This window comes from Prevotella sp. P5-92 (assembly GCF_002251245.1).
GTDB lineage: Bacteria > Bacteroidota > Bacteroidia > Bacteroidales > Bacteroidaceae > Prevotella.
The window spans coordinates 26,594-49,387 of sequence record NZ_NPJG01000001.1 but is presented as its reverse complement, the minus strand read 5'-3'; the positions used below and the strand labels follow the sequence as shown (position 1 = coordinate 49,387).

Here is a 22,794-nt window from a genome sequence, read left to right as displayed (position 1 = left end):
TGCTTTTTTCCCGAAAATAGCATCTATTAGTTCAGAGCCGAAATCCTTATAGGTTTATTGTTGGAATATGCCGAAATACTCAATGGAAATCCTATCCGAAAAGTCCATTAGTTAAGTTTACGGCATCCGCTTTCTTCTCCATCACCACGTCGGCATAAATCTCTGTGGTGTGGACGCTGGTATGCCCAAGAAGTTTGCTCGTCGTATAGATGTCTGTCCCGGCTGTCAGGGTCATTGTGGCAAAGGTCTACGACTTCAATACAGCTACTAAACTGAACAGTCAGCTGGTGAAGGCGCTCATGAACACCGGCCAGCTCGTGGCAGTCATTGGCGACCTCATCGTCGGGACAGGGGACAGGTCATGAAGTGAACCCAAAAAGTTGGACGGGTTAATAACTGTGAGCCTGTTCGAATGCCTTTCTGTATAAAACAGGTGACATACCGTTGAGTCTCAATTTTATTCTTTCATTATTATAGTATTCCATATACTCTTTTAAATCAGTTATAAAACAATCCATCGATGTGTATTTCTTTGCATACAGCAGCTCAGACTTCATTATTCCAAAGAAGTTCTCCATTACGGAATTGTCAAGACAATTTCCCTTTCTCGACATACTCTGAATAATATGGTGGTTTTTCAGACTCCTCTGGTATGCGGCATGCTGATAGTGCCATCCCTGGTCAGAGTGCATCAGCATGCCTTCTGTAGAGCCAACTTCGTCATAAAGTTGGTTAAGCATGTCCATCACCATCTTGAGGTTTGGAGACTCTGAGATTACATATGATAGAATCTCACCATTAAACATGTCAAGCACTGGTGAGAGATAAATTTTGGAACCGCCTATGCTTATTTGGGTTACGTCGGTAGCTACCTTTTGCAAAGGCCTGTCTGCCGTGAAATCCCTGTTAATCACATTGGACACAGTCTTGCCGACATCACCCTTGTATGACCTGTATCTCACTTTACGCACCTCACATTTAAGCCCCAACTCATCCATAAGCCTTTTGACTGTCTTATGGTTGATGCCATGGACATCTTTTCGCAACTCCTCAGTCACTCTCCGATACCCGTACCGGCCTTTGTGCTTGTGGAATATTGTTGCTATTTTGTCCTTCACATCCTTGTATTTGTCATCATTGCCAATATTTTTCATGTGATAGTAAAAAGTGCTGCGTGCCATCTTCTTCAACTCCAGCAGGAGATTGAGATCCACATGCTCCTCGCGCCTTAGTTCGTCAATGGCCCGCGCCCAATCCTTCTGTTTCGGGACTCTCTTTCCTCGACTAAGGCTTTCACTTTTTTTAGCAGCAGGTTCTCCGCCCTGAGGCGTTCGATCTCCTTGCGGAGCCTCTCGTTTTCCTTCTCACACTCTTCCTTTGGTAATCGTCTCATAATGCTCTTGGATTGTTCTCTTGGCGATGGTTGCTTACTTGCAAGCGCATCCTTTCCACCCTTGTTGAACTTGGACAGCCAGCCGACTAAGGTACTAGACGCGATACCATGCTTTGAACTAATCTCAGGCAAAGTTAGCTCAGATTCTTGATATTCACGAATTATTTCGCATTTTTTTTCAAATGAATACTGATTTTTCTTACATATACGCTTGTTTTCAAGCCCGGAGACACCTTTTTCTCTATAAATGTATAACCACTCATAAATTTGATGGTGTCCAATGTGTAAACGGTCAGACACTGAACGAGGAGAGTTCCCCGCCTCTACTAATCTAATAGCTTCTAACTTTTCTTCTAATGTTCTTCTTCGCATATGAACAGTAAGGGTTGTGTCCAACTTTTTGGGTTCATTTCAGTCAGTGTCCCGCTTTTGAGGTTATATTTTTGTCTTTTCCTGCGAGACAATGACTGAAGTGAACCCAAAAAGTTGGACGGGTTAATAACTGTAAACCTGTCCCCGATGATTCCTAGATTGGAAGGAAGGTGAGACTAATGATGACGTCCAAAGTGCAAAAGGTGCAGTTCAAAGTGCAAATTTTGCACTTAACCTTCCCCTAAAGTGCAAATCCTGCACTTTGGAAGAGATTGCTGTGCTCCGAGTTGTGCAAACAAATCCAACAGCCACACAGAATCAGATGGCTGCCACGATAGGAAAGTCGGAACGGACTGTTAAAAGCATCACTGTCTCACTACAGGAAAAAGAAATCCTGCGACGTGTTGGAGGAAAGCGAGACGGTAGATGGGAAATCCCGTCTTGATAAATTGACTTTAGCTTTGAGTGCTCCACAGTGGTTCGTCCTGCCAGTTGCCTAATGGGAAGCCCATCGAACGAGTTTGTATATCGGGGTTATCTTTTACCAGTTTAACCAATGCTTCTGTAAAATCAGAATTGGGCACGATGCTTTGCTCCATATATGCGAGATAACACAACTGATGATACAGCTTGTTTGGACGAAAACTATTTGTTGACACCCATGACTCAGGCAATCTCTGTGGCATAGTAGGCATAGTCGGAAAACGTTTGTTCCATATTCTTGCATGATGTGCGCATGCATTTCGTAGCACAACAGCGCATTTTATCCAGCTCTCCAAATACGTATATTGGGGCAAATTGAAATCTCTTGCCACTTGCTTCTTCACCTTTACATTCTTGAAGTTGCAGAAGAGCTTCGATAATGTTCCGAACGATACCACCTCCAAGGTCTTCCAAGCAGGAGGGAACTCAGGTGATGTATAGTTACGTCGATACTCCGAAATAAACACTTCCTTGGAACGGTTCACCTCGGAGGCAATGTTGTTGATGCACGTCTGATGAATACTTTCGTTAATGAAGAGATCATTTCTCATAAACCAGAAAGGTCCATGAGCTAATGAGAAATAATGAATAATCCGAGTACGAAGAGCCACCTCTATATCTTGAATTGAAGTAAAAACCAACGAGCGCAACTTTCGGTCAAAGTTGTATAAAGCGATTGCCGTATGCAGATGACTGTTTGGTCTGAAGGCGTGTGTGTCAGAGTCTGACTCCATTGGAACAAGATAACTTGTCAATCTAAAATAACTTATGGAGCGAAGACAGCGTAAAGCCTTGTCTTCATCATCAATTATCAGCCCTCGTTGTTTTAACAGACTAAGTTGGTCTGAAAAGTCAATAGCCTGTTTGGTGTACTGCATACTGCCATTGTTTGATGTTACATATACTCTATAAAAACACGAAGTCCTGCCGTGGTACGCATTCAAGGAAGAGGCGTGGCAGGAACTGTTGCTGCAAAAGTAAAACATTTATTTGGATTGTGCAAGGAATTTGAGGAAAAAATGTGCAAGGTGAGTGCAAAAAAAGCAAATTTACTTGTTTTTATTGCCGAGCCGCAGCCATTTTTATACAAAAAGTGCGGAAATGGAGGTTGTTTTTAACAGATGTTGGGTGTTTCGAGATGCTAAATGCGGCATCTGCAAACCAAAGTTGGGCATCTACACACCAAGGGTCATGGGGAGAGGTACGTTGGTTCACTCTTTAGGGTCGATGAACTGAAGTGAACCCAAAAAGTTGGACACATTACTTACGTTCAAATGCCAATTCTAATTTTTGGATGCCCCTCTTATTCGCATTGGCAAGAATAAGTACGTATGTAAGTTGCTCTCCTTTATTCATTGTGGTAGTCACGTAGCGGAAATCATCTTCCGTAACGATATATTTCAGCATGGGACCGCCGCCAGATGCCAACACAAGACGTATCTTGTCAGAAATAGGAGAGATAACGTATGCATAGCGGGCCATATACGTTGTACTATTGAACCTCACCAAATCAGTGTCTGTTGGGTCTAAAGTATTATTCAGATATATGCGGCAGTTCTTGTAAGATGGTCTTTCATTTCCCTCAGAATTGTATATTGTTCCGTTGCCATCCACAAATATAGGCGAGGACACGGAATACTTCATTACATCATTACCATACCTTCCAATCGTCAATCTGCTTGACAAGTCGCGAAACGGATTTCTTGCAATCATCTGGATAAGTCAGCATTTGTACGAACAAAAGTTTTCCACGTCTTACATATTTTGCATGATACTGATGACCGCTGATTTTACTGTCATCAATGTAAAGTGGACCTGACAGGAATATAGAATCGTTTTCCCATCGTTGTTCCGTGGCATGACAGACTGTGGCAAGGCTGTCCATAATATTCTCCACGGAAATACCGCCTGGACAATATGTCACGAAAACGGTCTGTTCTATCTGCACCATATTCCAAAAGCGGAACTGGCAGCTGCCAACGTCAATAATAAGTGAATCAGGAGTTTGTTCAAAAAAAGAGGGATAGTGTACGGTATATCCATAAAAACTATTTTTATAGCATTTCATAGGAGTAGAGTTCATCAATTGCTCTATTTTTTCGGGCAGCAGCATGAAGTCCTTCTTTTTAAGATTAAGGACTACAGCAGCCGACACAATCACGACAAACATTGTTATGTAGGTTATTTTCCGCATATATTTCCGTCACTACTTTCCTTTACTTTGCCACTCCTGTCTCCTTGTCCTTCAAGGAGTTTGTGTCGCGGTCGATGCCTTTGAAGTTGCGGCCTTTCGACAATATCCACGTCAGTTTTATGCCGATGGCATTTGACGTGTCGCGGTTGCGGGCTACAAGGAGCTTGTGGGCGAGGTGGTTGTGGTTTTCCACTTCTTCAATCTTGGCATTACGCTTGAACAGGTTTTGGCAGAAGAGACCTGCCGTGATATTCTTATATTTATAAGAAACACTTACAAAGTCGGAGAAGATGTTGCGGCTCTCGTATTCGTTTTCCATGAAATGATACCCGTTGTCCATAGTTGCCATTATCGTCCAATTGCCAAGCCAGGCAGTGAGACCTATGTTGAAGTTGAACGACGTGAGGCGGTGGCTATAGTCCTGTCCGTCGTTCCAGATGTTCAGCATTTCTGCCGACAGATAGGCATTGAGATGCTGGGGAATGATGTCGCAGTTGGTGTAGCTCTGCAGCATGAGCATGTCAATGCGTCTGCCTTCGAGGAAGGTCTTGGCGAAGCGTCCGTCCTCCGTGCGACGTACATGTTGCATGGCGGGATGGTCGTTGTGGCGATAGAATGTCATCAGTTGGGTGTATAGGCGTGGCGACTGATAGCTGAGGGTTAGCGTGTGGTCGTCGCGTCTTTCCATAATCAGTTCAGGATTGCCCTCCGAATATTCCATCCCGTTTGTCATGATTGACATTCCGCTCATGTTCTGCAGTTTTGAAGATGCAGGAGCGGAGGTGAGGGTGTAGTTGAGCCTAATACATTGTGAGAGGGGCAGTGAAAGGTTCAGTTTCGGACGAAGCCACACTCTGTCGTACTTGGTCTCTCCTTGGCGATAATATTCACGACTAAGCCCGAGTCCAACCATATATCCGATTTTCCCCAATGAGCCTTGTATTTGTGAGAAGGCATAGATGTTGCTTGAATGTATTTGCGACACGAGATTGGCATCTCCCGAATAGTCGTTGTCGATATATTTCTGGACATAGCAAAGTCCTGCAGAGAGGGTGAAGGGCTTCATGCGGTTTTCGTATATCGCCTCCGACTTGAGCGACCAAGCCTTTCCTAGTGTGTTGTAGCCAAAAGAAGTATCGTCGGATGTAAACTGATATGCATAATCGGTATGTGTGTATGAGCCTGTCGCATTGGCGATGAGGCTTTGGCTATTGCCAATTTTTGTTGAAAAATACAGGTCGAGCAGAGGGCTTAAGGTCTTCTCGCTGTTGTCAATTATCTCAGTCGTGTTTCTCCCGTCAGAGTATGCGACATCAGTCTTGTTGAAGTATCGTGGATTGTTATCTATTGATGTAGATAGAGTCGTGAGGAACGCTGTACCATCGGCATTTATCATGCTGTATCTTGCCTGTATATCATGCATTGTGTTTCTGTTGATGATGTCATTGGTATTTCTTTCCACCTTATTATATGTATTGTCCGACATGAGATAATCGGCATTTTCCACTGTGCTCATGCCGTTGGAGTGGCTGTAATATCCGGAATAGTTTATCGATAACTCGTTGTTTCCGCTGTTTAACTTGGTATAGGCATTACCCTTAACCATATCAGCCTTGGGCACGAGCGTGCCGCTTGCCCCTACTACATATCCACTTGTGACCTTTCGTGTTATGATATTTAAGACAATGCCTACATTCTCCCCATACCTAACTCCAGGCCTATCGATGAGTTCCACCTTCTCAACCTCTTTCGGTTGCATCGACTGTATATCGGCAGTCGTCGCTTCCACGTCGTTGATTCTCACTTGCACATTGCCCATAAGAGAGTTGGCGGCAGATATGGTCTCGTTGATGTCGTCAACTTTCACGTTAGGCAGTGGTAACATCTTTAAAAGAGTGTAACTGGATGATGCTGACTTGGTCATTTCCTCGGATGGGAAAATCAGTTTACCGTCGGTGCGGTTGACGACCCTTGCACCTCTCACTACCACTTCCTCAAGTTGCACACTATCGTTAGGGGCATCTGTCTGCGCTTTTAGCTCAGGCGATGTCCACATTGTCAATAATACGAAGATTAATGTACTTTTCATCTTTTGCATTCCTTTTTTACATTAGCGAGAAACCTTCCACGCTTTCGGAATGCAAAAGTAATAAGTAACTCTGAGATAAACCGTTTTTTTATACTGACATTTGTCTGACAATTATTCTGTCAGAAAGTCAACTTCCTGATTTTCTTTGCTTTAGAACATAAGCCCTGCCCCGGTCAGATATGATGTCGTAATTGCTTGTCTTGTCCAATTCGCGTTTCAATCTGCTTATCAAGGCATATAATGTCTCGTTAGCATCATCCTTCTTTGGCCATAGTACATCACATATTTCATGCTTTGACAGACGGTGAGAGTCGGAGGCAACAAACATCTCCATGAGCTGGCGCTGCATAGGAGTGAGATGGGTAGCACTGAAACAATCCATCGTTATCGGTTGACTTTGTCTTCCTCCTTCGCACCTCGGCCATTCAAGCGAGCTTGATGGCTCTCGGTTTGTCGTCGGTTGACTTTGCCTTCCTCCTTCGCACCTCGGCCATTCAAGCGAACTTGATGGCTCTCGGTTTGTCGTCGGTTGACTTTGCCTTTTGTCCCTGAACGACAAGGCGAGCGAAAGCAATGCCATGACGGTGAGCCATGCAGATAGCCTTTGGTCTGATAGGCTCCATATCATTGCAGCCGAACACTTTGCCTCAGTATCGAACGTCACCTTCCATCGTCCTCTTTCGCGTCCTACTGTATAGGTGATAAATGCCATCTCGCCCAACTGCTGATTACGGAGATGTCTGCGCAGGGTCTCGTCGCCCACAGCTATAGTCATCATCTCGCCCTCTGTGCGGGCGATGCTTCGGTAGGCGCGTATAGAGTCTTGGCGCATTGTTTCCACGCCCTTCTCGTTGATGGTCTTGGCGAGAGCCTGTTGCAAGTCGCTCTCGATGTTTCTCTGTGCCTTGCGATAGCTACCATAGCTTGTTGCCATGGCAGTGAAGCAAAGCACTATAAATATAAGTATCGGCAGTTTCTTCATATTGTATTTTTCTATACATCAGATACACTTTTCCAAGTTTTCTTAATTGTCCAATGTGTTTGTCATTCCTGCCAAAGCCTTGTTTATGGCAGGAATGAAATCGTTTTTGCGCGACAACTGTCCCTCGCATCTTATGTAGTCTTTGTCCGATTTGCCAAAAGCCTTCTCGACGGTTTCCTTCGCACCGTCGCCATAATATTTTATGTCCGTGTAGTTGTCTCTCTTGTTTATTATCATGGCAAACACCATTTCCCTCTTTTTCTTCTCCAAGGCAGTGGGCATGAATGTCGCCATCCGGTTGCGCAGGCTTACTTGTGCCGCCTCGTCGAGCGAGTTTACCACGGCAACACCTATCTCCTTGCCCACCGACTTAGCGGCGTAGTCCTTATAGTCAGAGAAGAAAATCTCCTCGTCGGTCATTCCCGAGTATGACGCCAACGAGTCTGCCATTTCCCTATAGTAGCTCTCCGCGTCGGTTATGCCCGAAAGTGGCAACAGCTCACGGTACATCACTCTGTCCAAGGCACTTGTCGTTGTCGAAGTCATGTTGTTCGTATCACTTAGCAGGGCAGACAGCATCAGTCCAGCCATGTCCTTGCCTATGGTCACTCCGTAATCCTTGAAGCTCGTATATACCACGCTGCAAGTCGATCCGACGGGCATTATACGGCAGTAGAGCGGAGCCGATGTTACAGCACTTCCCAAAGCGTGGTGGTCTATTATCTGCAATATCTTCGCCCTGTCCATTCCCTCAATGGCGTGTTGCAGTTCGCTGTGGTCTGTCATTATCATTCGTTCGCCATCGGCGTTGTCCATCACCTTTGGCACTTCAATACCAAATCGCTGCAGCACCATCTTCGTCTCGTTGTTCAACTTACCCGCAACCCTCGCCTCGCACTTATAGCCCAAGGCATTCATAAGGTATGCGTAAGTTATGGCAGAGCAAGCTGCGTCTGTATCGGGACTTTTATGACCTATGACGTATGTCGTCGTTCCCTTGCCCCAATCCAGCGCATCAAACACCCACTTGAACTTACCCGTTTCCACACTCTCGTTGTCGCTGCACGACGAGAAAGCGAGTATCACCATCAAGGCAAGTCCAAACACATAAAACACTTTCTTCATAAGTAACCAATCTTATTTGTCTATTTTACAAGATAATGCAAAGGTAGCTATTATTATCGAAAACACAAAAGTATTTCAATTGCGTCATGAATATTTATTTGCTATTTAACAATAATTAGGGACATATTTAACGCAACCGATAATGCAGACGCTGAGATTATCCCATTATCGCATCGGGAGTCGGAAATCCTTCGCCTGCTTTGCAGCAGCAAGGGCGAGGTGGTCAACAATCGTGACATACTGCTCGAACTATGGGGCGACGACAGTTATTTCAACACCCGCAGCCTCCATGTCTTCATCACCAAACTGCGCCGCAAGCTCTCCCGCGACCCTCGGCTCAGGATAATTAACGTAAGGGGGATAGGGTACAAACTGATTTGTTAGTGATGATTCTTGTTCATGATAATGAAGGGTGAAAATTACCGATTACTGTATTTAGCTATTTCTTCAGCGCAATCCTTGCCTCCTCAAGCATGCCTGTGAGATATACGTCGCCTAAGGAGTAGTTTTTTATTAGTTCAGAAAGGCTCTTGTCGCATGTGGCGCGCTCGTTGTCGGTGAGCAGCCTGCCGTGCTTCTTGCATAGTTCGGCAATCTTTACCACGAGTCCATAGAGTACCAATGTTTTGTCACCTTCGGTGGAGACGAACGACGCGCGCAGTGTGCCGAAACGCTTCATGAAGTCGAGATCGTCGTTGATGGTAGGCTCCAGGTTTTCCAATCCTGTCACTACGTATCCTTTGTTGTCGATTATCTGTTTGCCATCGTATGTGATGACGCGCTGTTGTGGGACTCGGGCTGGGTCGTTGCCGTAGATATGATAATGCAAGATTATTATATCGCTGCCTCTCTCATACCACACGATGGCATAGGCATGGCGTTTATCGGAATTTTTCTTGTCGCGGAAAAGGGCGACGAGATAGTTGTGGGTGGCATGTGAACCAAAGGTTACGGAATATTCGTTTTGTGTACCGTAAGGCACACTGAACTCCGACTTGAATGAGCTTGGAGCGTTAAGTGTCTTGCTATATAGTTTATATGCATCCTTCTCGTTCGTGAATGTCGTGACAAATGTCGCACCGAGTTTGCCGAAGGCTGACTTTGTCATCACGATCTCCTCGTAGTTGCAAAAGGTGGTCGGATTGTCGTTGTTGTCTTCATAATGATTCTTAGACAACAACGTCTTGTCGCCTCTTGCGTCGAGGCTACTAAACAATTTCTCGATACTCTCTTGGGCCGATGCCACAACGCTAATTGTCATGGCAATAAATAATATACTATATCGTTTCATAATAATATTTTTTTAATATTCTTCTTCATATTCAATATTACAAATCTCACTTATTCTGACTTCTTGATACACAGTCATCGCATTAATCAGACGTTCAGCTTCTTCAAGAGCCACTCGCATGCTGTCCTCGCCAATCCCGTTGGTTTGTGTAGCCTGTGCAATAAGTCTCCTTGGAACGGGAGGGGCGTATGGTAATTTGCGTTGCTTTTGTGGTTTTGCCTTTTGCGGGGAATGAGAGGATGGGACATTATTGCCGCTACCTTCCCTGAAAGTGTCAACAGGCAGAATGATGGCTTTTGCTGTGTCAGGAGGTGTCGCCTCGGCAACGACTTGCCTATTGTTTCTGCCGACATTAAGCAAAAAGGCCAAGACAAAGATTGCTGCCACAGCCGCTGCCGCAGAAAGCCATGCCACCTTGTTACCGTGAGCGTGGGCGACTTGCCCGTTGACTGTCTCAGCGATGTGCATTTGAGACTCCTGCTCTCCTGTTTCCCACTCCTCAAACTGGCGGAACATTGTCCTGTATGTTTCCCAGTCTTCCCCCGAGATGTTAGCAGGTCTGTCTTCGTCAGTGGCACTGCGGAAAAAATCTGTGAGAGCTGTTTCCTCCTCCACTGATGTCTCTCCGTCCATAAACCTCTTGAGCAGTTTTTCAATATCTTTCATTGTCTGTTCCTCATTTTTATGTCGTTAAACAATTTCTTTCGTGCATTGGACAGCATCACTTTTACTGATGCCTCGCCTATGCCTAACAGTCGTGCTATCTCTTTGTTGGAGCGATGTTCCATCTGGCGCATTTTGAGCACTTGCAGTTCTCTTGGCGGCAGCTTCTCCATCTGCCTGACAAGCCACCGCTCGTCTTCCTCCAGCTCCATTCGCTCCGAAGGACTCGACTCCTGCCCTGCCTTCTGCGCCAAGCCTTCCCCGGCATCGGCAAATATGGAAATGCGTTTCTTTTGTTTTCTGATGATGTCGATTGAAAGACGTTGTGAGATGACAGTGGCGAGTTTGAGGGCATGGTCGTCGTCCTTGAGCTGGGCATGTAGCGTCCATAGGCGCAGCATAACGTCGCCTGCGGCATCTTCTGCATCGTCAGCCGACGAGAGTATCTGCCTTGCCACGCCATGTGCCACAGTTCTTAACTGAATGGCAATTGCCTCAAACTCGCTTTGTGTCATCCTTTTATATAGAGATTTTATGGTCTTGCATTAATGTTGTTCACTGTCCTTGGCTTCTTTCGTAAAATCGAACGACCGTTGGTGTTGCTCTCGCTACTGTTGCCAGTTATAACAAGTTCATTCTTCTTAATTTCACCTGAGCCGGCAATCGAAGAACTGTAGTTGACCACCTTACCCTTTAGTTCTATCTCACCCGACCCGGCTACGCTGCATTTCAGTTCGTGGCAGTCAGAGAACGTCGCGTCAATATTACCCGAACCAGCCACCGAAAGTTCAGCCTTTTTGCATACGGAAGCAACATTGTCGATGTCGATGTCGCCCGAGCCCGCCACTGATGCGTTGATTTTTTCCGCATTAGCTTGCTGCAGGTCAATATCTCCTGAGCCGGAAATGGTCAATATCAACCAGTCGGCAGTCACTTTCCTGAGTTTGATGTCGCCCGAGCCAGTTACCTTGAAACGAATATCGTTCGTCTTGATATCTGTTGTGGCGATAAAATCCCCGCTGCCCAGACTTTCTGCCACCTTGAGTTCGGGTGATGTGACCTTCACAACAACCTCGTCAGAGAGTTTGGCGGAACTAAACGTCACTCCGTTTATCTTTTTCTTCTCGCTTTCCACGGAGATGTTCAACTGTTGGTCCTTCACTTCCACCTTAACATTCTCCATGTCCTTTGGCGAAGCGATGATGATACATTCGTATTTCGAGCCTTGGGCGTAGTTGACTGTGATGCCAGCTTTGATCATCACCTTATTAAATTGGGGCAGCGGTACAGTCTTCTTCACTCTGTCCATTCCGAGAGCGGTAATCGCTCCCATACACATGGCAATAGCCAAAATAAATAATACCTTTTTCATGTTCTAATCACTTTTATTGTTGTTCCTTTATCTATAATAACGAACGAAAGTCGAAAAGTTAATGCCAAAGACTGTGTTTATTTTCATTTTTTAGAGCTTAAAGGCTGTCACGCTTGTCACGCTGTCACACATGTCACGCTGTCACGCTTTGTAACACTCTATACTTGCAAGGATAAATACTGCTTTGAATATATTTGACACATGCGGAATGAGCATCTTTGTTATAATATTTTCAAATCATTTCTCTAACTGGAGATAATTTGTTCCCTAACTGGAGAAAATTATTTCCCTAACTGGAGAATTTATAATATATATAAATAGGCTCATTTTTGCCTATTTGGTCTATCCAGCAAAACGTTGTCACGCTTGTCACGCTGTTACGTTTGCGGTCAGAATTTGAGTCGGAAGAGAGTGGCGGTGGGGGCGGGTGTAATCAGTTCGATACTGCCGCCGCTTTGTTTCTTTATCTGGCGCGAGATGCTCAGACCGATGCCGCTGCCTGTAGGCTTGGTGGTGAAGAAAGGGACGAAGATTTGTTGGGCCTCCTCGGAGGGAATGGGGTTGCCGTTGTTACTGATGTCGATAATGATAGAGTCGTCGGGAGTGGTGTAAGCTGACAAGGATATAGAGGTAGCACCTGCCTCTACGGCGTTCTTCAGCAGATTGGTGACCACATGGGCTATGAGGCTTTCGTCGGCATAGAGGAGTAGGTCGGAGACGGGGATGTCAAGGTTGATGTTCGAGTCTTTGGAATACTCAGAGCTGATGGTTATCATGCGCTCAAGAAACGGTTTGACATAGAATAGCTTAGGTTGTGGTTTGAGAATGAGCGTCATGCGGCGGTAGTTATTCACGAAGTTGAGCAGTTGCTTGCCTGTGGTATTGATGACCGACAATCCTTCTTTTATATCATCGTCGTCGGCCTTATGGATAAGTGTTTCACTGAGCGATGTTATCGGTGCCACATTATTCATTATCTCATGCGTTAACACACGGATAAGCTTTGTCCATGACTCCAACTCGCGTGATGACAATTCATTGCGGATGTCGCTGAAGGCGATGATACGCACTTTCTTGCCATTGAGTAATGCTGCGGTCTCTCGTCTCAAGAAATTCTCAGATGCGAGTTTATCCATCACCTGACTCTCGAATGTCAGCACTTCCACACCAAGCAGACGGAGTGCCGCCTCATTATGCTGAAGCACGCCGCCTCGCTCATCTACCACCATTATGCCTGTCGATACGGCATTGATAATCTGTTCGTAGTATCGTTCACGCTCCATAAGGTCGTGTCGCGCCTTTTCGATGATGCGTCTGATGCGGTTGAGCGACTCGTTGACAAGACGGTCGCGCCCATGCTCAGGGAAGTGGAACGCAAAGTCGAGGTTGTCGATGGCATTAAAGAGGAACGTCACCTTGCCGATGGTGCGGCGGTAACGGCGATACAGCAGACTATAGCCCACGGCAGCTATCGCGGCTGTGGCGACGATGGCTATGATGACGTTATAGTCCATATTTCTTTATCTTGTTGTATAAGGTCTGTCGTGCTATGTCTAACCGTTGTGCCACGAGCGAAAGATTACCGTCGCATTCATGAATGGTTCGGGCGATGAGGTCGCGCTCCATGGAAGCCAAAGTGCCCCTCTGCACGCCAGTGGGAGGGATTGGCTGTTCACCGTAACTCGCATGGCTCAATCCTCCACCAGAGGATAGTGGAGCCTCACCTATTATCACCGCTCTCTCCATCGTATGTTCCAGTTCGCGGATGTTTCCTGGCCATGGATATTCGAGCAGTTGACGGCGGGTCTTCTCGTCTATTTCTATTGGAGTCTTATTGTAGAAGTCGGAGAATTTCTTCATAAACTGCTCAGCAAGAGGTATTATATCCTCTTTGCGCTCGCGCAATGGAGGCAGATGAAGGCAGATGGTGTTCATGCGATAGAGCAGATCCTCGCGAAACGAGCCTTCCTTCACCATCTGCTGCAGGTCGCGGTTGGTGGCGGAAATGAGGCGGATGTCTATAGGAATCTCCTTTGTGCCGCCTATTCGTGTCACGGTCCTTCGTTGCAGGGCTGTGAGCAGTTTGGCTTGGAGAGGATACGAGAGGTTGCCTATCTCGTCCATGAAGAGTGTGCTGCCCTCGGCCAGTTCCATCTTTCCCGGTTTGTCGCTCTTGGCGTCGGTGAATGCCCCTCGTACATATCCGAACAGCTCACTCTCAAATAGTGTCTCGGTGATGGCTCCCATATCCACCGTCACCATCTGTTTGGCACGTCGCCGCGACAGGCGGTGAATCTCTCGCGCCAGCACTTCCTTGCCTGTACCGTTCTCGCCGGTGATGAGGATGTTGGCATCTGTTGGCGCGACCTTCTCCACCATCTCCATCACTGTTGCCATGGCGTCGCAACGGCTTACTATTCCTCCATTTACCGTTGATGACAGCGACGACGTCTGACCGTCTGTGCGATCCTTTCCTCCCTTGGCAGGCAACTGGGCTCTGAGTTTCTCTATCAGCACCTCGTTCTCAAACGGTTTGACAATAAAGTCGGCCGCACCATCCTTTATTCCCCTCACGGCAAGGTCGATGTCGGCATAGGCAGTGAAGAGCACTACGGCCACGTCAGGTTCCATACGCTTTATTTCCCTCAGCCACAGGAGTCCCTCGTTGCCGTTGTTGATGCCTCGCCCGAAGTTCATGTCGAGCAGCACCACGTCGGGCCTTTTCCTCCGCATGAGCGTAGGAATGGCGTTGGGGTTGGTGGATGTCTGTACATCCTCGCACACGTTCTTCAATAGCATCCTCAGCGATACGAGCATCGCCTCGTTGTCGTCGATGATAAGTATATTGCCTTTTTTCTTCATTGTCTATTTCAGAGATAACGATGCAAAAGTACAAAAAAAAAGCCAAGGCGGACAAGAATGTAATCAGTAAACTTGTCTGCCTTATTTATTTTTAACAAACAGTTATGATTACTTATTGACTTCGTCGATTTCTGGCCATTGGACGTTATTGCACGGCAATCCCTAATTTTTATCATTCCGTCTTGATGCTCTCCACGGGATTACTTGTCGCAACCTTGAGTGTGCGACTGATGATGGATAGGAAGGCGATGGCGAGGGTGAAGAGGGCGGCTGCCATAAGTACCCACCAAGGCATTGGAATCTGATAGGTGAAGTCGCTGAGATAATGACGCATTGCCTTTATGCTCAGGGGTATGGCCAAGACGATAGCCACCAACGACATCACGAGGAATCGGCGCGAGAGAGTCCATACGGCGCTCGCTACAGTCGCGCCCATCACCTTGCGCAAGGCTATCTGCTTGCGCTGCTGCTCACCGTAATATACCGACATGGCAAACATGCCGAGGGCGGATATGAGTATCGAGACGAGCATGAAGGTGAGGACGAGCGACATGGCGTTTCGCTGCGACTTTATCCCCTCGAGCAAGGTGTCCTCGATGTAGTCGCAATGCATATCGATAGGCATACCCCTAATTTCTTTTGTCATCGCACAGCAAGCGTTTTTCACTGCGGCAAGTGCCTTGTCGTGATCGCCACGGGTCTTGATGAGCATTGTATAATAGTAACTGTCGTGCGAAACCACCCTGATGCCATTGTAAGTGTTCTTCATCTCTGTGGATATTGCATTGCCCGCACGATAGTCGGCAATAACACCGCAACATTCATATTGAGGTTTTCCATCCTTGATGCCAAAATAGGGCTTCTTTGCCGACACTCCCCAGAACCGCTTACCGCTTTCAGTCACCCAGACTTTCCCTTCTGTCGGAGCGCAATATTGCTCAACGACTTTTATCCCCAACATCTTTATTGCCGTGGAGTCGAGGTTGCACATCCTAATCCATGATTTACTGTCGCCATTTGCGTCGTGTACCCCATTGCAACCCGACTGTAATGTAGTACCTCCTCCTGGTGTGGCTTCAACCACTTCGGGCAGGGCCTTCAGACGGTTTGCCAACATCATCTGTCGCTCAAGGCTATAACCAATTTCTCCCGTCTGTGCTATGATGATGTCTTCCTTATTATATCCGTATGGCAAGGTATATAGATGATGCATCTGCAGGGTCATTGTCAATCCTACGGCTATGAGCACCGTACTCACTACGCCTTGCGCCGTGATAAACACCTTGCTGAACCACATCTTGTTTTTTATCCTAAGACTGCCCTTCACCACGTCGATGGGATTGAAGCGCGACACGACTATTGCGGGGATGATGCCGCATAAAAGCGATATCGCAAGGAGTACTGCCACGGCGACAAGCAACATCTGAGGAGACAATGCGAGAGAGATTTTCGTGTTGAGAATGTCGTTGAACACCGGCAGCAGGCATATCGCCATCAGCACACCAATGATGAAGCAGGTAAAGGTGAACAATGCTGACTCCTTGAAATATCGCACTACCACTCCCCACACGCTATCGCCTAACAATCGGCGGGTGGCCATCTCCTTTGCGCGCTTTCCGGCTTGCGCCACGGTGAGGTTGATATAGTTGAATATGGCGCACACGAGAAGTATGAGGGCCACGGCAAGCAATATGTCAACCAATTTCTTGTCGCCTTGGCGGAACTGCCAATTGGTTGTTTCGGAGAAATACAGTTTATCCATTCTTACCAACGACGAGCCCCACCAAAGAAACTTGCCTTCATTCTCGCGTGTATAGTGAAAATCTTTCCAGTAATCCACGTATTTGTCGAGAAGTTTTTCATTCACCTTGTCTGGATCTGCATCTTTGGCAAGGCGCACAAAAGGCACCGTCTCGCCGAAGTTATCCATCTTCACCGTCATTTCTTCCTTGTATTTCATTGAAACAAGCACATCGTATGGCGCGAATACATCAGACTTGCCGAAATCGGGCATCACTCCCGTTATCTTGAATGTGAGAGTGTCGCATTTCATAGTCTTTCCGATAGGGTTTTCGTTGCCAAAGGCTTTGGCGGCAAACGACTCGCTGATGATGGCCTCGTTCTTGGAGGTAAGTACCTTGTCGCGACTGCATCCACGGACATCATATCCGAAGAACTCGAAGAAATTCGGGTCGATGCAATATGCGTCAGTCTTGAAGAACGTTTCGCCTACCATAAATCCCGGGATGTTGTTGGCTTCACCAATTCTTGTCCACTCTTTTATCTCGGGAATGGAGGGGAAGAACTCCTGTGCGGTTCCCCATGTCATACCGAGATAGTCGCCGGAGCCTACGGCATAAATCTCTTTTGTATTCTCGTTGCCCTTGCCCACACTGTATTCCATCGTTGCATAGGCTCCGAGGATAATCACAAAGCTGAGGGCAACCGACAGCCCGAATGCCTCGATTGCCGTATATAGCTTATTGCGGGATAAAAACTTAAAATATGATTTCATAATTCCTCATTCCTTTCAACCACTTGTCCATCAAACAAATTAATGATTCTTCCGGCAAACGTCGCATCATGCAGCGAGTGGGTCACCATCACCACAGTCGTCCCCTCTTGATTCAGTTCGGAGAGAAGTTGCATCACCTCCTGACCGTTCTTAGAGTCGAGGTTACCCGTCGGTTCGTCGGCGAGGATGATTCTCGGTCTTCCTACAACGGCTCGCGCTATAGCCACGCGCTGCTGCTGACCACCCGAAAGCTGGTGTGGATAATGCTTCATGCGATGGCTCAGTTTCACCTTTCGCAGTATGTCGAGAACGCGTTGCTTGCGCTCCTTCTTCTCCACACCGAGATATTTCAGTTGGAGTTCGATGTTCTCCTCCACTGTGAGTTCGTCGATGAGGTTGAACGACTGGAACACGAAACCTATGCGGCTCTTGCGATAAGCCGTTCGCTCGCGTTCCTTCAGATGTCCCACCTCCTCGCTGCCGAGCCAATATTTGCCCTCGGTCGGACTGTCGAGCAGTCCGAGGATATTAAGCAATGTAGATTTGCCGCAGCCCGATGGCCCCATGATGGCAACAAACTCGCCGTCGTTCACTTCGATGCTCACTCCGTTGAGCGCCACCGTCTCCACTTCCTCCGTTCGGAAGACTCGTGTGATGTTTTCTGTCTTTATCATATTCTGTTGTCATGTTGTTTTCGTACTGCAAAATTACATCATTGAAGCCAAAGCACCAAGACTTTTCTTATGTGCAGACAACGATTGTATGAAAATCATACAGACTTCTGTGTGATAATCATACATTTCCTTCGATAAATTTCGTGAAGACACGGAAAATGATTAATTTTGCACCAGATATGAAATACGGAACAATATTAATAGTGGATGACAACACGTCAATACTCACGGCATTGAAGATATGTCTCGCAGATGTGTTTGAAAAGATAATCACATTGGCTAATCCTGACGGACTGCTTGCAAAGTTACAGCAGGAGAGGGTGGATGTGATATTGCTCGACATGAACTTCACCATGGGGATGAACAACGGACAGGAAGGACTCACATGGCTTCGCACCATCCATCGCTTGCATGCCGACATACCGGTGGTGCTCGTCACCGCCTTTGCCGATGTGCAACTTGCAGTGAAAGGACTCAAGGCAGGTGCGGCTGACTTCATCACCAAACCGTGGGACAACGACGAGCTTATCCGCACACTCAAGGATGCCATAGACAATAATAATAAGGTGGCGACACTCGAAAGTGTGGAAACTGAGCATGTACGGAAGGTGTTGGACAAATGTCACGGCAATGTCTCGCGTGCCGCTGAACTTCTCGGCATAACACGCCAGACACTCTATTCAAAAATTAAGAAATGAATATGATTGTAATAACAGCATTGTTGATTGTCGTAGTATTAACTCTGGCAATATACCTCTTTTATCACCATCAGTGCCGCCTTCGCGAGATGGCATTCCTTATGGGTGAGGCAGTGCGCAACGGTGACTTCACCTTCCGTATGCCAAGAAAGCGGATGTTTTTTGGCGAGAGGGCGCTGCTAAAGACGCTTAACGATATGGAGAACAATATCGGCAGACTGACGGCTCAGAATGAGGTGGAGTCGTGGGAGAAACTCACCCGAGTGCTTACCCACGAGATAAACAACGCCACAACGCCTATACTCAGTATATGCCAGTCGTATCTTGCCTCGCCATCCATCAAGTCCTCGCCTTATCGAGAAGGCATCGAGGCTATTCATGATACCACATCTTCGCTCAACATTTTTGTGGATAGCTATCGCAAGATGACACAGATACAGAAACCAGACCCGGTGGAGCTCAACCTTCTCGACTTTGTGTCGGGCGTGGCCTGTATGTATCCCTCTGTTCAATGGCATATTGACATTTCTTCAGCACAAACGCTATTCATAGACACCAATCTTCTTCGCCAGGCTTTTATAAATATTGTGAAGAACGCCATTGAGGCTGGGGCGAGGAACATTGGAGTGAGATGGAACCGCCAACTCTGCATAAGCAACGACGGGGCACCGATAGCGCCGGAAAACGCCCGCAACATCTTTGTTCCCTTCTTCACAACCAAGAGCCATGGCTCAGGCATCGGCCTGCCTCTCTCCCGGCAGGTGCTGATGATGCAGGGCTACGACCTTTCTCTCGCCCAAATGCCACAAATCGGATTCCATGTCACATTCATTGTTTCATCCACTTGTGGGTCATGTTGATGTTTCATCCTCAGTGTTGACAACATTGAGCGAAAGAAAGGAAGTCTAATTCAATTTAGTTTCAAAAGTACCTTTTTTATTTGCTATACTTGCGTACGATATACTCTTCATACTCGGCTATCTCACGCTCTCCCACATGAGCCAAGCCATAATGCTCATCGTGCTGACTGTAGTCGAGACCAACGCGCTCACTGTATTCGCTGACACGCATAGGGATGAACTTGTCGATCAGCCAATAGCCGAAATAACTCATGACAAAGGTATATGCGATTACCATAGCTACGGCAAGAAGATGGTAAAGGAACACCACAAAACCATCGGGGGTGCCAGCCACAAGACCTTCCTGGATGAAAATACCAGTTAGAACCGTACCGAAGATACCTCCAGTGCCATGGGTGGGGAAAACGTCGAGAGCATCGTCGATGCGCGAGTGAGAACGCCAATAGACAGCCGTGTTACAGATGAGCGTGATGACAAAAGAGATGAAGATGCTCTCGCCCACAGTGACATATCCCGCTGACGGCGTGATGGCTACAAGACCAACCACACATCCTACGGCTGCTCCCATGGCTGACGGTTTGCGACCACGCAGGCAGTCGAAGAATATCCATGTCATCATCGCGGTGGCTGAAGCCGTGTTCGTGTTCAGGAACGCCTTCACCGCTACGCCGTCGGCATGAAGCGAACTGCCAGCATTGAATCCAAACCATCCCAACCACAACATTGCGGCTCCGAGAAGAACAAACGGGATATTGGCTGGCTCTGACTTGCGAGTGCACGACTTTCTACGACCTAAGAATATGGCGCCTGCCAACGCAGCCACACCGGAAGAGGCATGTACCACGATTCCTCCAGCGAAGTCAACCACTCCCCACTTTAAGAACAACCCGTCGGGATGCCACGTCATGTGGGCCAGCGGACAATATATCATCACGAAGAAGAAAATCATGAAAAACATATAGCCCGAGAACCTCACTCGCTCAGCAAACGAACCCGTGATGAGCGAAGGCGTGATGATGGCAAACTTCATCTGAAACAGTGCATAGAGAGCCAAAGGAATAGTGGCTCCGCCAAGTATCTTTCCCGTAGGCGTGGTATAAACATCGCCTCCCACGTTCTGGAACATCAGGAATGTGGTGGGATCGCCGATGACACCTGCGATGTCGTCGCCAAAACACAGCGAGAAGCCGAACACCACCCACAACACCGAGATAATGCCCATGGCAATGAAACTCTGAAGCATTGTTGAGATGACGTTCTTCGCACCTACCATGCCACCATAGAAGAACGACAGACCGGGGGTCATCATAAGCACAAATATCGTGGCGGTAATCAACCATGCCACGTCAGCAGCATCTATCTTTGAAAAATCGCACTCAAAACTGGGTTCGGGAGCGAAAAGACCCGCTATGGAAATAAGCACCATACAGGTCATAAGGATTATCCAACGTCTTTTCATATATTCTTTTGTCGTATTTACCCAACTTACTTGAAGTTAAGGTGTTAAGAAGTTAAGAAATTAATGTGTCTTGGAGAAAGACTACAGCGGAGAGGCTTCATGCACTCCAGCCACAGCACGTCCGCTCGGCTCGTTCATGTTCTTAAACGACTCGTCCCATGCAAGCGCCTCGGCCGTAGAACATGCCACACTCGGCACACTCGGCACTGTGCGTGCAGCTGAGTCGCTGGGAAAATGCTCAGCAAAGATGGAACGATAATAATATTCTTCCTTGTTGCGAGGAGGATTGATGGGGAAGCGTTCGGCTGCATGTGCCATCTGCTCGTCACTTACCTGATCGGCGGTGATCTGCTTGAGCGTGTCTATCCAGGAATATCCCACTCCGTCAGAGAACTGCTCCTTCTGTCGCCATGCAACAGCTTCTGGCAGGTAGTCGGCAAATGCCTCACGCACAATCTTCTTCTCAATGGTCTTTCCAGGACACATCTTGGCCTCGGGATTGGTTCGCATGGCGATATCGAGAAACTCCTTGTCGAGGAATGGCACCCTACCCTCAACACCCCAAGCTGACAGACTCTTGTTGGCTCGCAAACAATCGTAAAGGTAGAGCTTGGATAGCTTACGCACCGTCTCTTCATGAAACGCCTTGGCATCGGGAGCCTTGTGGAAATACAGATAACCACCAAACACCTCGTCGGCACCTTCGCCCGACAGCACCATCTTTATTCCCATAGACTTTATCACACGGGCAAGAAGATACATCGGAGTAGAAGCGCGTACCGTGGTTACATCATAGGTCTCAATAAAGTAGATAACGTCGCGTATGGCATCGAGACCTTCCTGAATGGTATAGTTTATCTCGTGGTGAACGGTTCCTATATGGTCTGCCACCATCTTAGCCTTTGCAAGGTCGGGCGCACCTTTCAATCCTACAGCAAACGAGTGAAGACGTGGCCACCATGCCTTTGAGTTGCTGTCATCCTCGATGCGACGCTCAGAGAAACGCTCGGCAACGGCACTTATAACTGACGAGTCGAGGCCTCCCGAGAGCAACACTCCGTAAGGCACATCGCTCATCAGCTGGCGCTTGACAGCGGCCTCAAGTGCATCATGAATATCCTGAACACTTGCGCTATTGTCCTTGACTGCATCGTAATCCATCCAGTCGCGGGTGTAATAACGCACCATCTTTCCTTCGCGACTCGAATAATAATGTCCTGGCAGGAACACCTCATAGCGGTCGCAATTACCTTCGAGGGCTTTCATCTCGCTTGCGACATAGACCTTTCCGTCATCGTCGTATCCTATATATAGCGGTATGACACCTATAGGGTCGCGCGCAATAAGAAACTCATCTTTCTCTGCGTCATAGAGCGCGAAGGCGAAAATACCACTTAAGTCTTCCAAAAAGTTTATGCCTTTTTCACGATAAAGGGCAAGGATCACCTCACAGTCGCTGCCGGTCTGAAACTGGTATTGTCCGGCATATTCGCGACGGATGTCTTGGTGATTATATATCTCACCGTTTACTGCCAGCACCTGTTTCATATCGGGGCTGAACAACGGTTGTTTGCCTGATTCAGGATCTACAATAGACAGACGCTCGTGACAGAGTATTGCAGAACCACCATCGTAGATACCGCTCCAGTCGGGACCACGATGACGTATTTTCTGGCTCATCCTCAACGCCTTTTGTCGCAGTTCAGGTGTCTGTTCCTGAACATTAAAAATTGCTACTATTCCACACATAATTAATTATTTT

Annotated in this window: 21 protein-coding genes and 2 pseudogenes; 4 read left to right on the top strand and 19 right to left on the bottom strand. The window is 47.2% G+C overall.

Features of this window, described 5'->3' with window-relative positions; all coding sequences use genetic code 11:
• Positions 1–91: 91 nt before the first annotated feature.
• The 4 genes and pseudogenes from CIK99_RS15490 to CIK99_RS00190 form a co-directional block, all read right to left on the bottom strand.
• Positions 92–235 carry a hypothetical protein gene (locus CIK99_RS15490; protein ID WP_173805275.1) on the bottom strand — a complete coding sequence of 48 codons (144 nt, stop codon included), beginning with the start codon at positions 233–235 and terminating at the stop codon, positions 92–94.
• Positions 236–389: 154 nt separating this feature from the next.
• Positions 390–1,244, bottom strand: a pseudogene (locus CIK99_RS00205) (IS3 family transposase); the annotation flags it as partial.
• Positions 1,229–1,765, bottom strand: coding sequence for a helix-turn-helix domain-containing protein (locus tag CIK99_RS00200; protein ID WP_094378547.1), 537 nt, complete (start codon positions 1,763–1,765; stop codon positions 1,229–1,231). The pseudogene CIK99_RS00205 and the gene CIK99_RS00200, both read right to left, overlap by 16 nt.
• Positions 1,766–2,220: 455 nt before the next feature.
• Positions 2,221–3,126, bottom strand: coding sequence for an Abi family protein (locus CIK99_RS00190; RefSeq protein WP_094378543.1), 906 nt, complete (start codon positions 3,124–3,126; stop codon positions 2,221–2,223).
• Positions 3,127–3,177: 51 nt separating this feature from the next.
• Here CIK99_RS00190 and CIK99_RS14790 point away from each other — a divergent pair, with 51 nt between their 5' ends.
• Positions 3,178–3,366: a hypothetical protein gene (locus tag CIK99_RS14790; protein ID WP_144007843.1), complete on the top strand. Its 189-nt coding sequence runs from the start codon at positions 3,178–3,180 to the stop codon at positions 3,364–3,366.
• A gap of 142 nt (positions 3,367–3,508) precedes the next feature.
• Here CIK99_RS14790 and CIK99_RS00185 read toward each other — a convergent pair whose 3' ends face one another.
• From CIK99_RS00185 to CIK99_RS00165, 5 genes are all read right to left on the bottom strand, one after another.
• Positions 3,509–3,892 carry a hypothetical protein gene (locus CIK99_RS00185; RefSeq protein ID WP_094378541.1) on the bottom strand — a complete coding sequence of 128 codons (384 nt, stop codon included), beginning with the start codon at positions 3,890–3,892 and terminating at the stop codon, positions 3,509–3,511.
• Positions 3,893–3,899: 7 nt separating this feature from the next.
• Positions 3,900–4,442 carry a hypothetical protein gene (locus tag CIK99_RS00180; RefSeq protein WP_216822778.1) on the bottom strand — a complete coding sequence of 181 codons (543 nt, stop codon included), beginning with the start codon at positions 4,440–4,442 and terminating at the stop codon, positions 3,900–3,902.
• A 22-nt stretch (positions 4,443–4,464) separates the two neighbouring features.
• Entirely contained in the window at positions 4,465–6,531 is a 2,067-nt protein-coding gene (locus CIK99_RS00175; RefSeq protein WP_144007842.1) for a hypothetical protein, read from the bottom strand.
• Positions 6,532–6,658: 127 nt separating this feature from the next.
• The gene (locus tag CIK99_RS15640; protein ID WP_254047660.1) at positions 6,659–7,513 is read right to left on the bottom strand and encodes a helix-turn-helix domain-containing protein; all 855 of its coding nucleotides are present in this window, start codon (positions 7,511–7,513) and stop codon (positions 6,659–6,661) included.
• Between the two features lie 42 nt (positions 7,514–7,555).
• Positions 7,556–8,638: a DHH family phosphoesterase gene (locus tag CIK99_RS00165; protein WP_094378535.1), complete on the bottom strand. Its 1,083-nt coding sequence runs from the start codon at positions 8,636–8,638 to the stop codon at positions 7,556–7,558.
• Between the two features lie 165 nt (positions 8,639–8,803).
• On the opposite strand from CIK99_RS00165, the pseudogene CIK99_RS00160 reads away from it, so the two are divergent.
• Positions 8,804–9,022, top strand: a pseudogene (locus CIK99_RS00160) (winged helix-turn-helix domain-containing protein); the annotation flags it as partial.
• A 55-nt stretch (positions 9,023–9,077) separates the two neighbouring features.
• Here the strand turns inward: CIK99_RS00160 and CIK99_RS00155 are convergent.
• From CIK99_RS00155 to CIK99_RS00120, 8 genes are all read right to left on the bottom strand, one after another.
• A complete protein-coding gene (locus CIK99_RS00155) occupies positions 9,078–9,929 on the bottom strand; it encodes a hypothetical protein (protein WP_144007841.1) in 852 nt (283 codons plus the stop codon).
• Between the two features lie 12 nt (positions 9,930–9,941).
• Positions 9,942–10,595, bottom strand: a complete 654-nt coding sequence (locus CIK99_RS00150) for a hypothetical protein (protein WP_094378531.1) — start codon at positions 10,593–10,595, stop codon at positions 9,942–9,944.
• Positions 10,592–11,107, bottom strand: a complete 516-nt coding sequence (locus CIK99_RS00145; RefSeq protein WP_094378529.1) for an RNA polymerase sigma factor — start codon at positions 11,105–11,107, stop codon at positions 10,592–10,594. Before CIK99_RS00145 ends, CIK99_RS00150 begins: the two co-directional genes overlap by 4 nt.
• A gap of 17 nt (positions 11,108–11,124) precedes the next feature.
• Positions 11,125–11,964, bottom strand: coding sequence for a head GIN domain-containing protein (locus CIK99_RS00140; RefSeq protein ID WP_094378527.1), 840 nt, complete (start codon positions 11,962–11,964; stop codon positions 11,125–11,127).
• 389 nt (positions 11,965–12,353) lie between these two features.
• Positions 12,354–13,478: a PAS domain-containing sensor histidine kinase gene (locus CIK99_RS00135; RefSeq protein WP_094378525.1), complete on the bottom strand. Its 1,125-nt coding sequence runs from the start codon at positions 13,476–13,478 to the stop codon at positions 12,354–12,356.
• Positions 13,468–14,826, bottom strand: a complete 1,359-nt coding sequence (locus CIK99_RS00130) for a sigma-54 dependent transcriptional regulator (protein WP_094378523.1) — start codon at positions 14,824–14,826, stop codon at positions 13,468–13,470. Before CIK99_RS00130 ends, CIK99_RS00135 begins: the two co-directional genes overlap by 11 nt.
• Before the next feature lie 172 nt (positions 14,827–14,998).
• Positions 14,999–17,341 (bottom strand): ABC transporter permease, encoded by a 2,343-nt coding sequence (locus tag CIK99_RS00125; RefSeq protein ID WP_094378521.1) that lies wholly within the window; start codon positions 17,339–17,341, stop codon positions 14,999–15,001.
• Positions 17,338–18,015 carry an ABC transporter ATP-binding protein gene (locus CIK99_RS00120; protein WP_094378519.1) on the bottom strand — a complete coding sequence of 226 codons (678 nt, stop codon included), beginning with the start codon at positions 18,013–18,015 and terminating at the stop codon, positions 17,338–17,340. The genes CIK99_RS00125 and CIK99_RS00120 overlap by 4 nt, the downstream gene beginning before the upstream one ends.
• 179 nt (positions 18,016–18,194) lie before the next feature.
• On the opposite strand from CIK99_RS00120, the gene CIK99_RS00115 reads away from it, so the two are divergent.
• Together CIK99_RS00115 and CIK99_RS00110 are read left to right on the top strand one after the other, a co-directional pair.
• The gene (locus CIK99_RS00115; RefSeq protein WP_094378517.1) at positions 18,195–18,713 is read left to right on the top strand and encodes a response regulator; all 519 of its coding nucleotides are present in this window, start codon (positions 18,195–18,197) and stop codon (positions 18,711–18,713) included.
• Between the two features lie 2 nt (positions 18,714–18,715).
• Entirely contained in the window at positions 18,716–19,573 is an 858-nt protein-coding gene (locus CIK99_RS00110) for a PAS domain-containing sensor histidine kinase (protein ID WP_094378709.1), read from the top strand.
• Between the two features lie 76 nt (positions 19,574–19,649).
• Here CIK99_RS00110 and CIK99_RS00105 read toward each other — a convergent pair whose 3' ends face one another.
• Complete coding sequence (locus CIK99_RS00105; RefSeq protein WP_094378515.1) at positions 19,650–21,032, bottom strand: ammonium transporter; 1,383 nt, start codon at positions 21,030–21,032, stop codon at positions 19,650–19,652.
• Positions 21,033–21,113: 81 nt separating this feature from the next.
• Positions 21,114–22,781 (bottom strand): asparagine synthase B, encoded by a 1,668-nt coding sequence (gene asnB / locus CIK99_RS00100; protein ID WP_094378513.1) that lies wholly within the window; start codon positions 22,779–22,781, stop codon positions 21,114–21,116.
• Positions 22,782–22,794: the final 13 nt, after the last annotated feature.

Bases quoted from the DNA above. Each gene is read 5' to 3' on its own strand.
- CIK99_RS00165 (WP_094378535.1), bottom strand. From the start codon at position 8,638: ATGAAGAAAGTGTTTTATGTGTTTGGACTTGCCTTGATGGTGATACTC.
- CIK99_RS00185 (WP_094378541.1), bottom strand. From the start codon at position 3,892: ATGAAGTATTCCGTGTCCTCGCCTATATTTGTGGATGGCAACGGAACA.
- CIK99_RS00145 (WP_094378529.1), bottom strand. From the start codon at position 11,107: ATGACACAAAGCGAGTTTGAGGCAATTGCCATTCAGTTAAGAACTGTG.
- CIK99_RS00135 (WP_094378525.1), bottom strand. From the start codon at position 13,478: ATGGACTATAACGTCATCATAGCCATCGTCGCCACAGCCGCGATAGCT.
- CIK99_RS00180 (WP_216822778.1), bottom strand. From the start codon at position 4,442: ATGCGGAAAATAACCTACATAACAATGTTTGTCGTGATTGTGTCGGCT.
- CIK99_RS00130 (WP_094378523.1), bottom strand. From the start codon at position 14,826: ATGAAGAAAAAAGGCAATATACTTATCATCGACGACAACGAGGCGATG.
- CIK99_RS00125 (WP_094378521.1), bottom strand. From the start codon at position 17,341: ATGAAATCATATTTTAAGTTTTTATCCCGCAATAAGCTATATACGGCA.
- CIK99_RS00155 (WP_144007841.1), bottom strand. From the start codon at position 9,929: ATGAAACGATATAGTATATTATTTATTGCCATGACAATTAGCGTTGTG.
- CIK99_RS00175 (WP_144007842.1), bottom strand. From the start codon at position 6,531: ATGAAAAGTACATTAATCTTCGTATTATTGACAATGTGGACATCGCCT.
- CIK99_RS00115 (WP_094378517.1), top strand. From the start codon at position 18,195: ATGAAATACGGAACAATATTAATAGTGGATGACAACACGTCAATACTC.
- CIK99_RS00150 (WP_094378531.1), bottom strand. From the start codon at position 10,595: ATGAAAGATATTGAAAAACTGCTCAAGAGGTTTATGGACGGAGAGACA.
- CIK99_RS15490 (WP_173805275.1), bottom strand. From the start codon at position 235: ATGACCCTGACAGCCGGGACAGACATCTATACGACGAGCAAACTTCTT.
- CIK99_RS00190 (WP_094378543.1), bottom strand. From the start codon at position 3,126: ATGCAGTACACCAAACAGGCTATTGACTTTTCAGACCAACTTAGTCTG.
- CIK99_RS00200 (WP_094378547.1), bottom strand. From the start codon at position 1,765: ATGCGAAGAAGAACATTAGAAGAAAAGTTAGAAGCTATTAGATTAGTA.
- asnB (WP_094378513.1), bottom strand. From the start codon at position 22,781: ATGTGTGGAATAGTAGCAATTTTTAATGTTCAGGAACAGACACCTGAA.
- CIK99_RS00105 (WP_094378515.1), bottom strand. From the start codon at position 21,032: ATGAAAAGACGTTGGATAATCCTTATGACCTGTATGGTGCTTATTTCC.
- CIK99_RS00140 (WP_094378527.1), bottom strand. From the start codon at position 11,964: ATGAAAAAGGTATTATTTATTTTGGCTATTGCCATGTGTATGGGAGCG.
- CIK99_RS00110 (WP_094378709.1), top strand. From the start codon at position 18,716: ATGATTGTAATAACAGCATTGTTGATTGTCGTAGTATTAACTCTGGCA.
- CIK99_RS00120 (WP_094378519.1), bottom strand. From the start codon at position 18,015: ATGATAAAGACAGAAAACATCACACGAGTCTTCCGAACGGAGGAAGTG.
- CIK99_RS15640 (WP_254047660.1), bottom strand. From the start codon at position 7,513: ATGAAGAAACTGCCGATACTTATATTTATAGTGCTTTGCTTCACTGCC.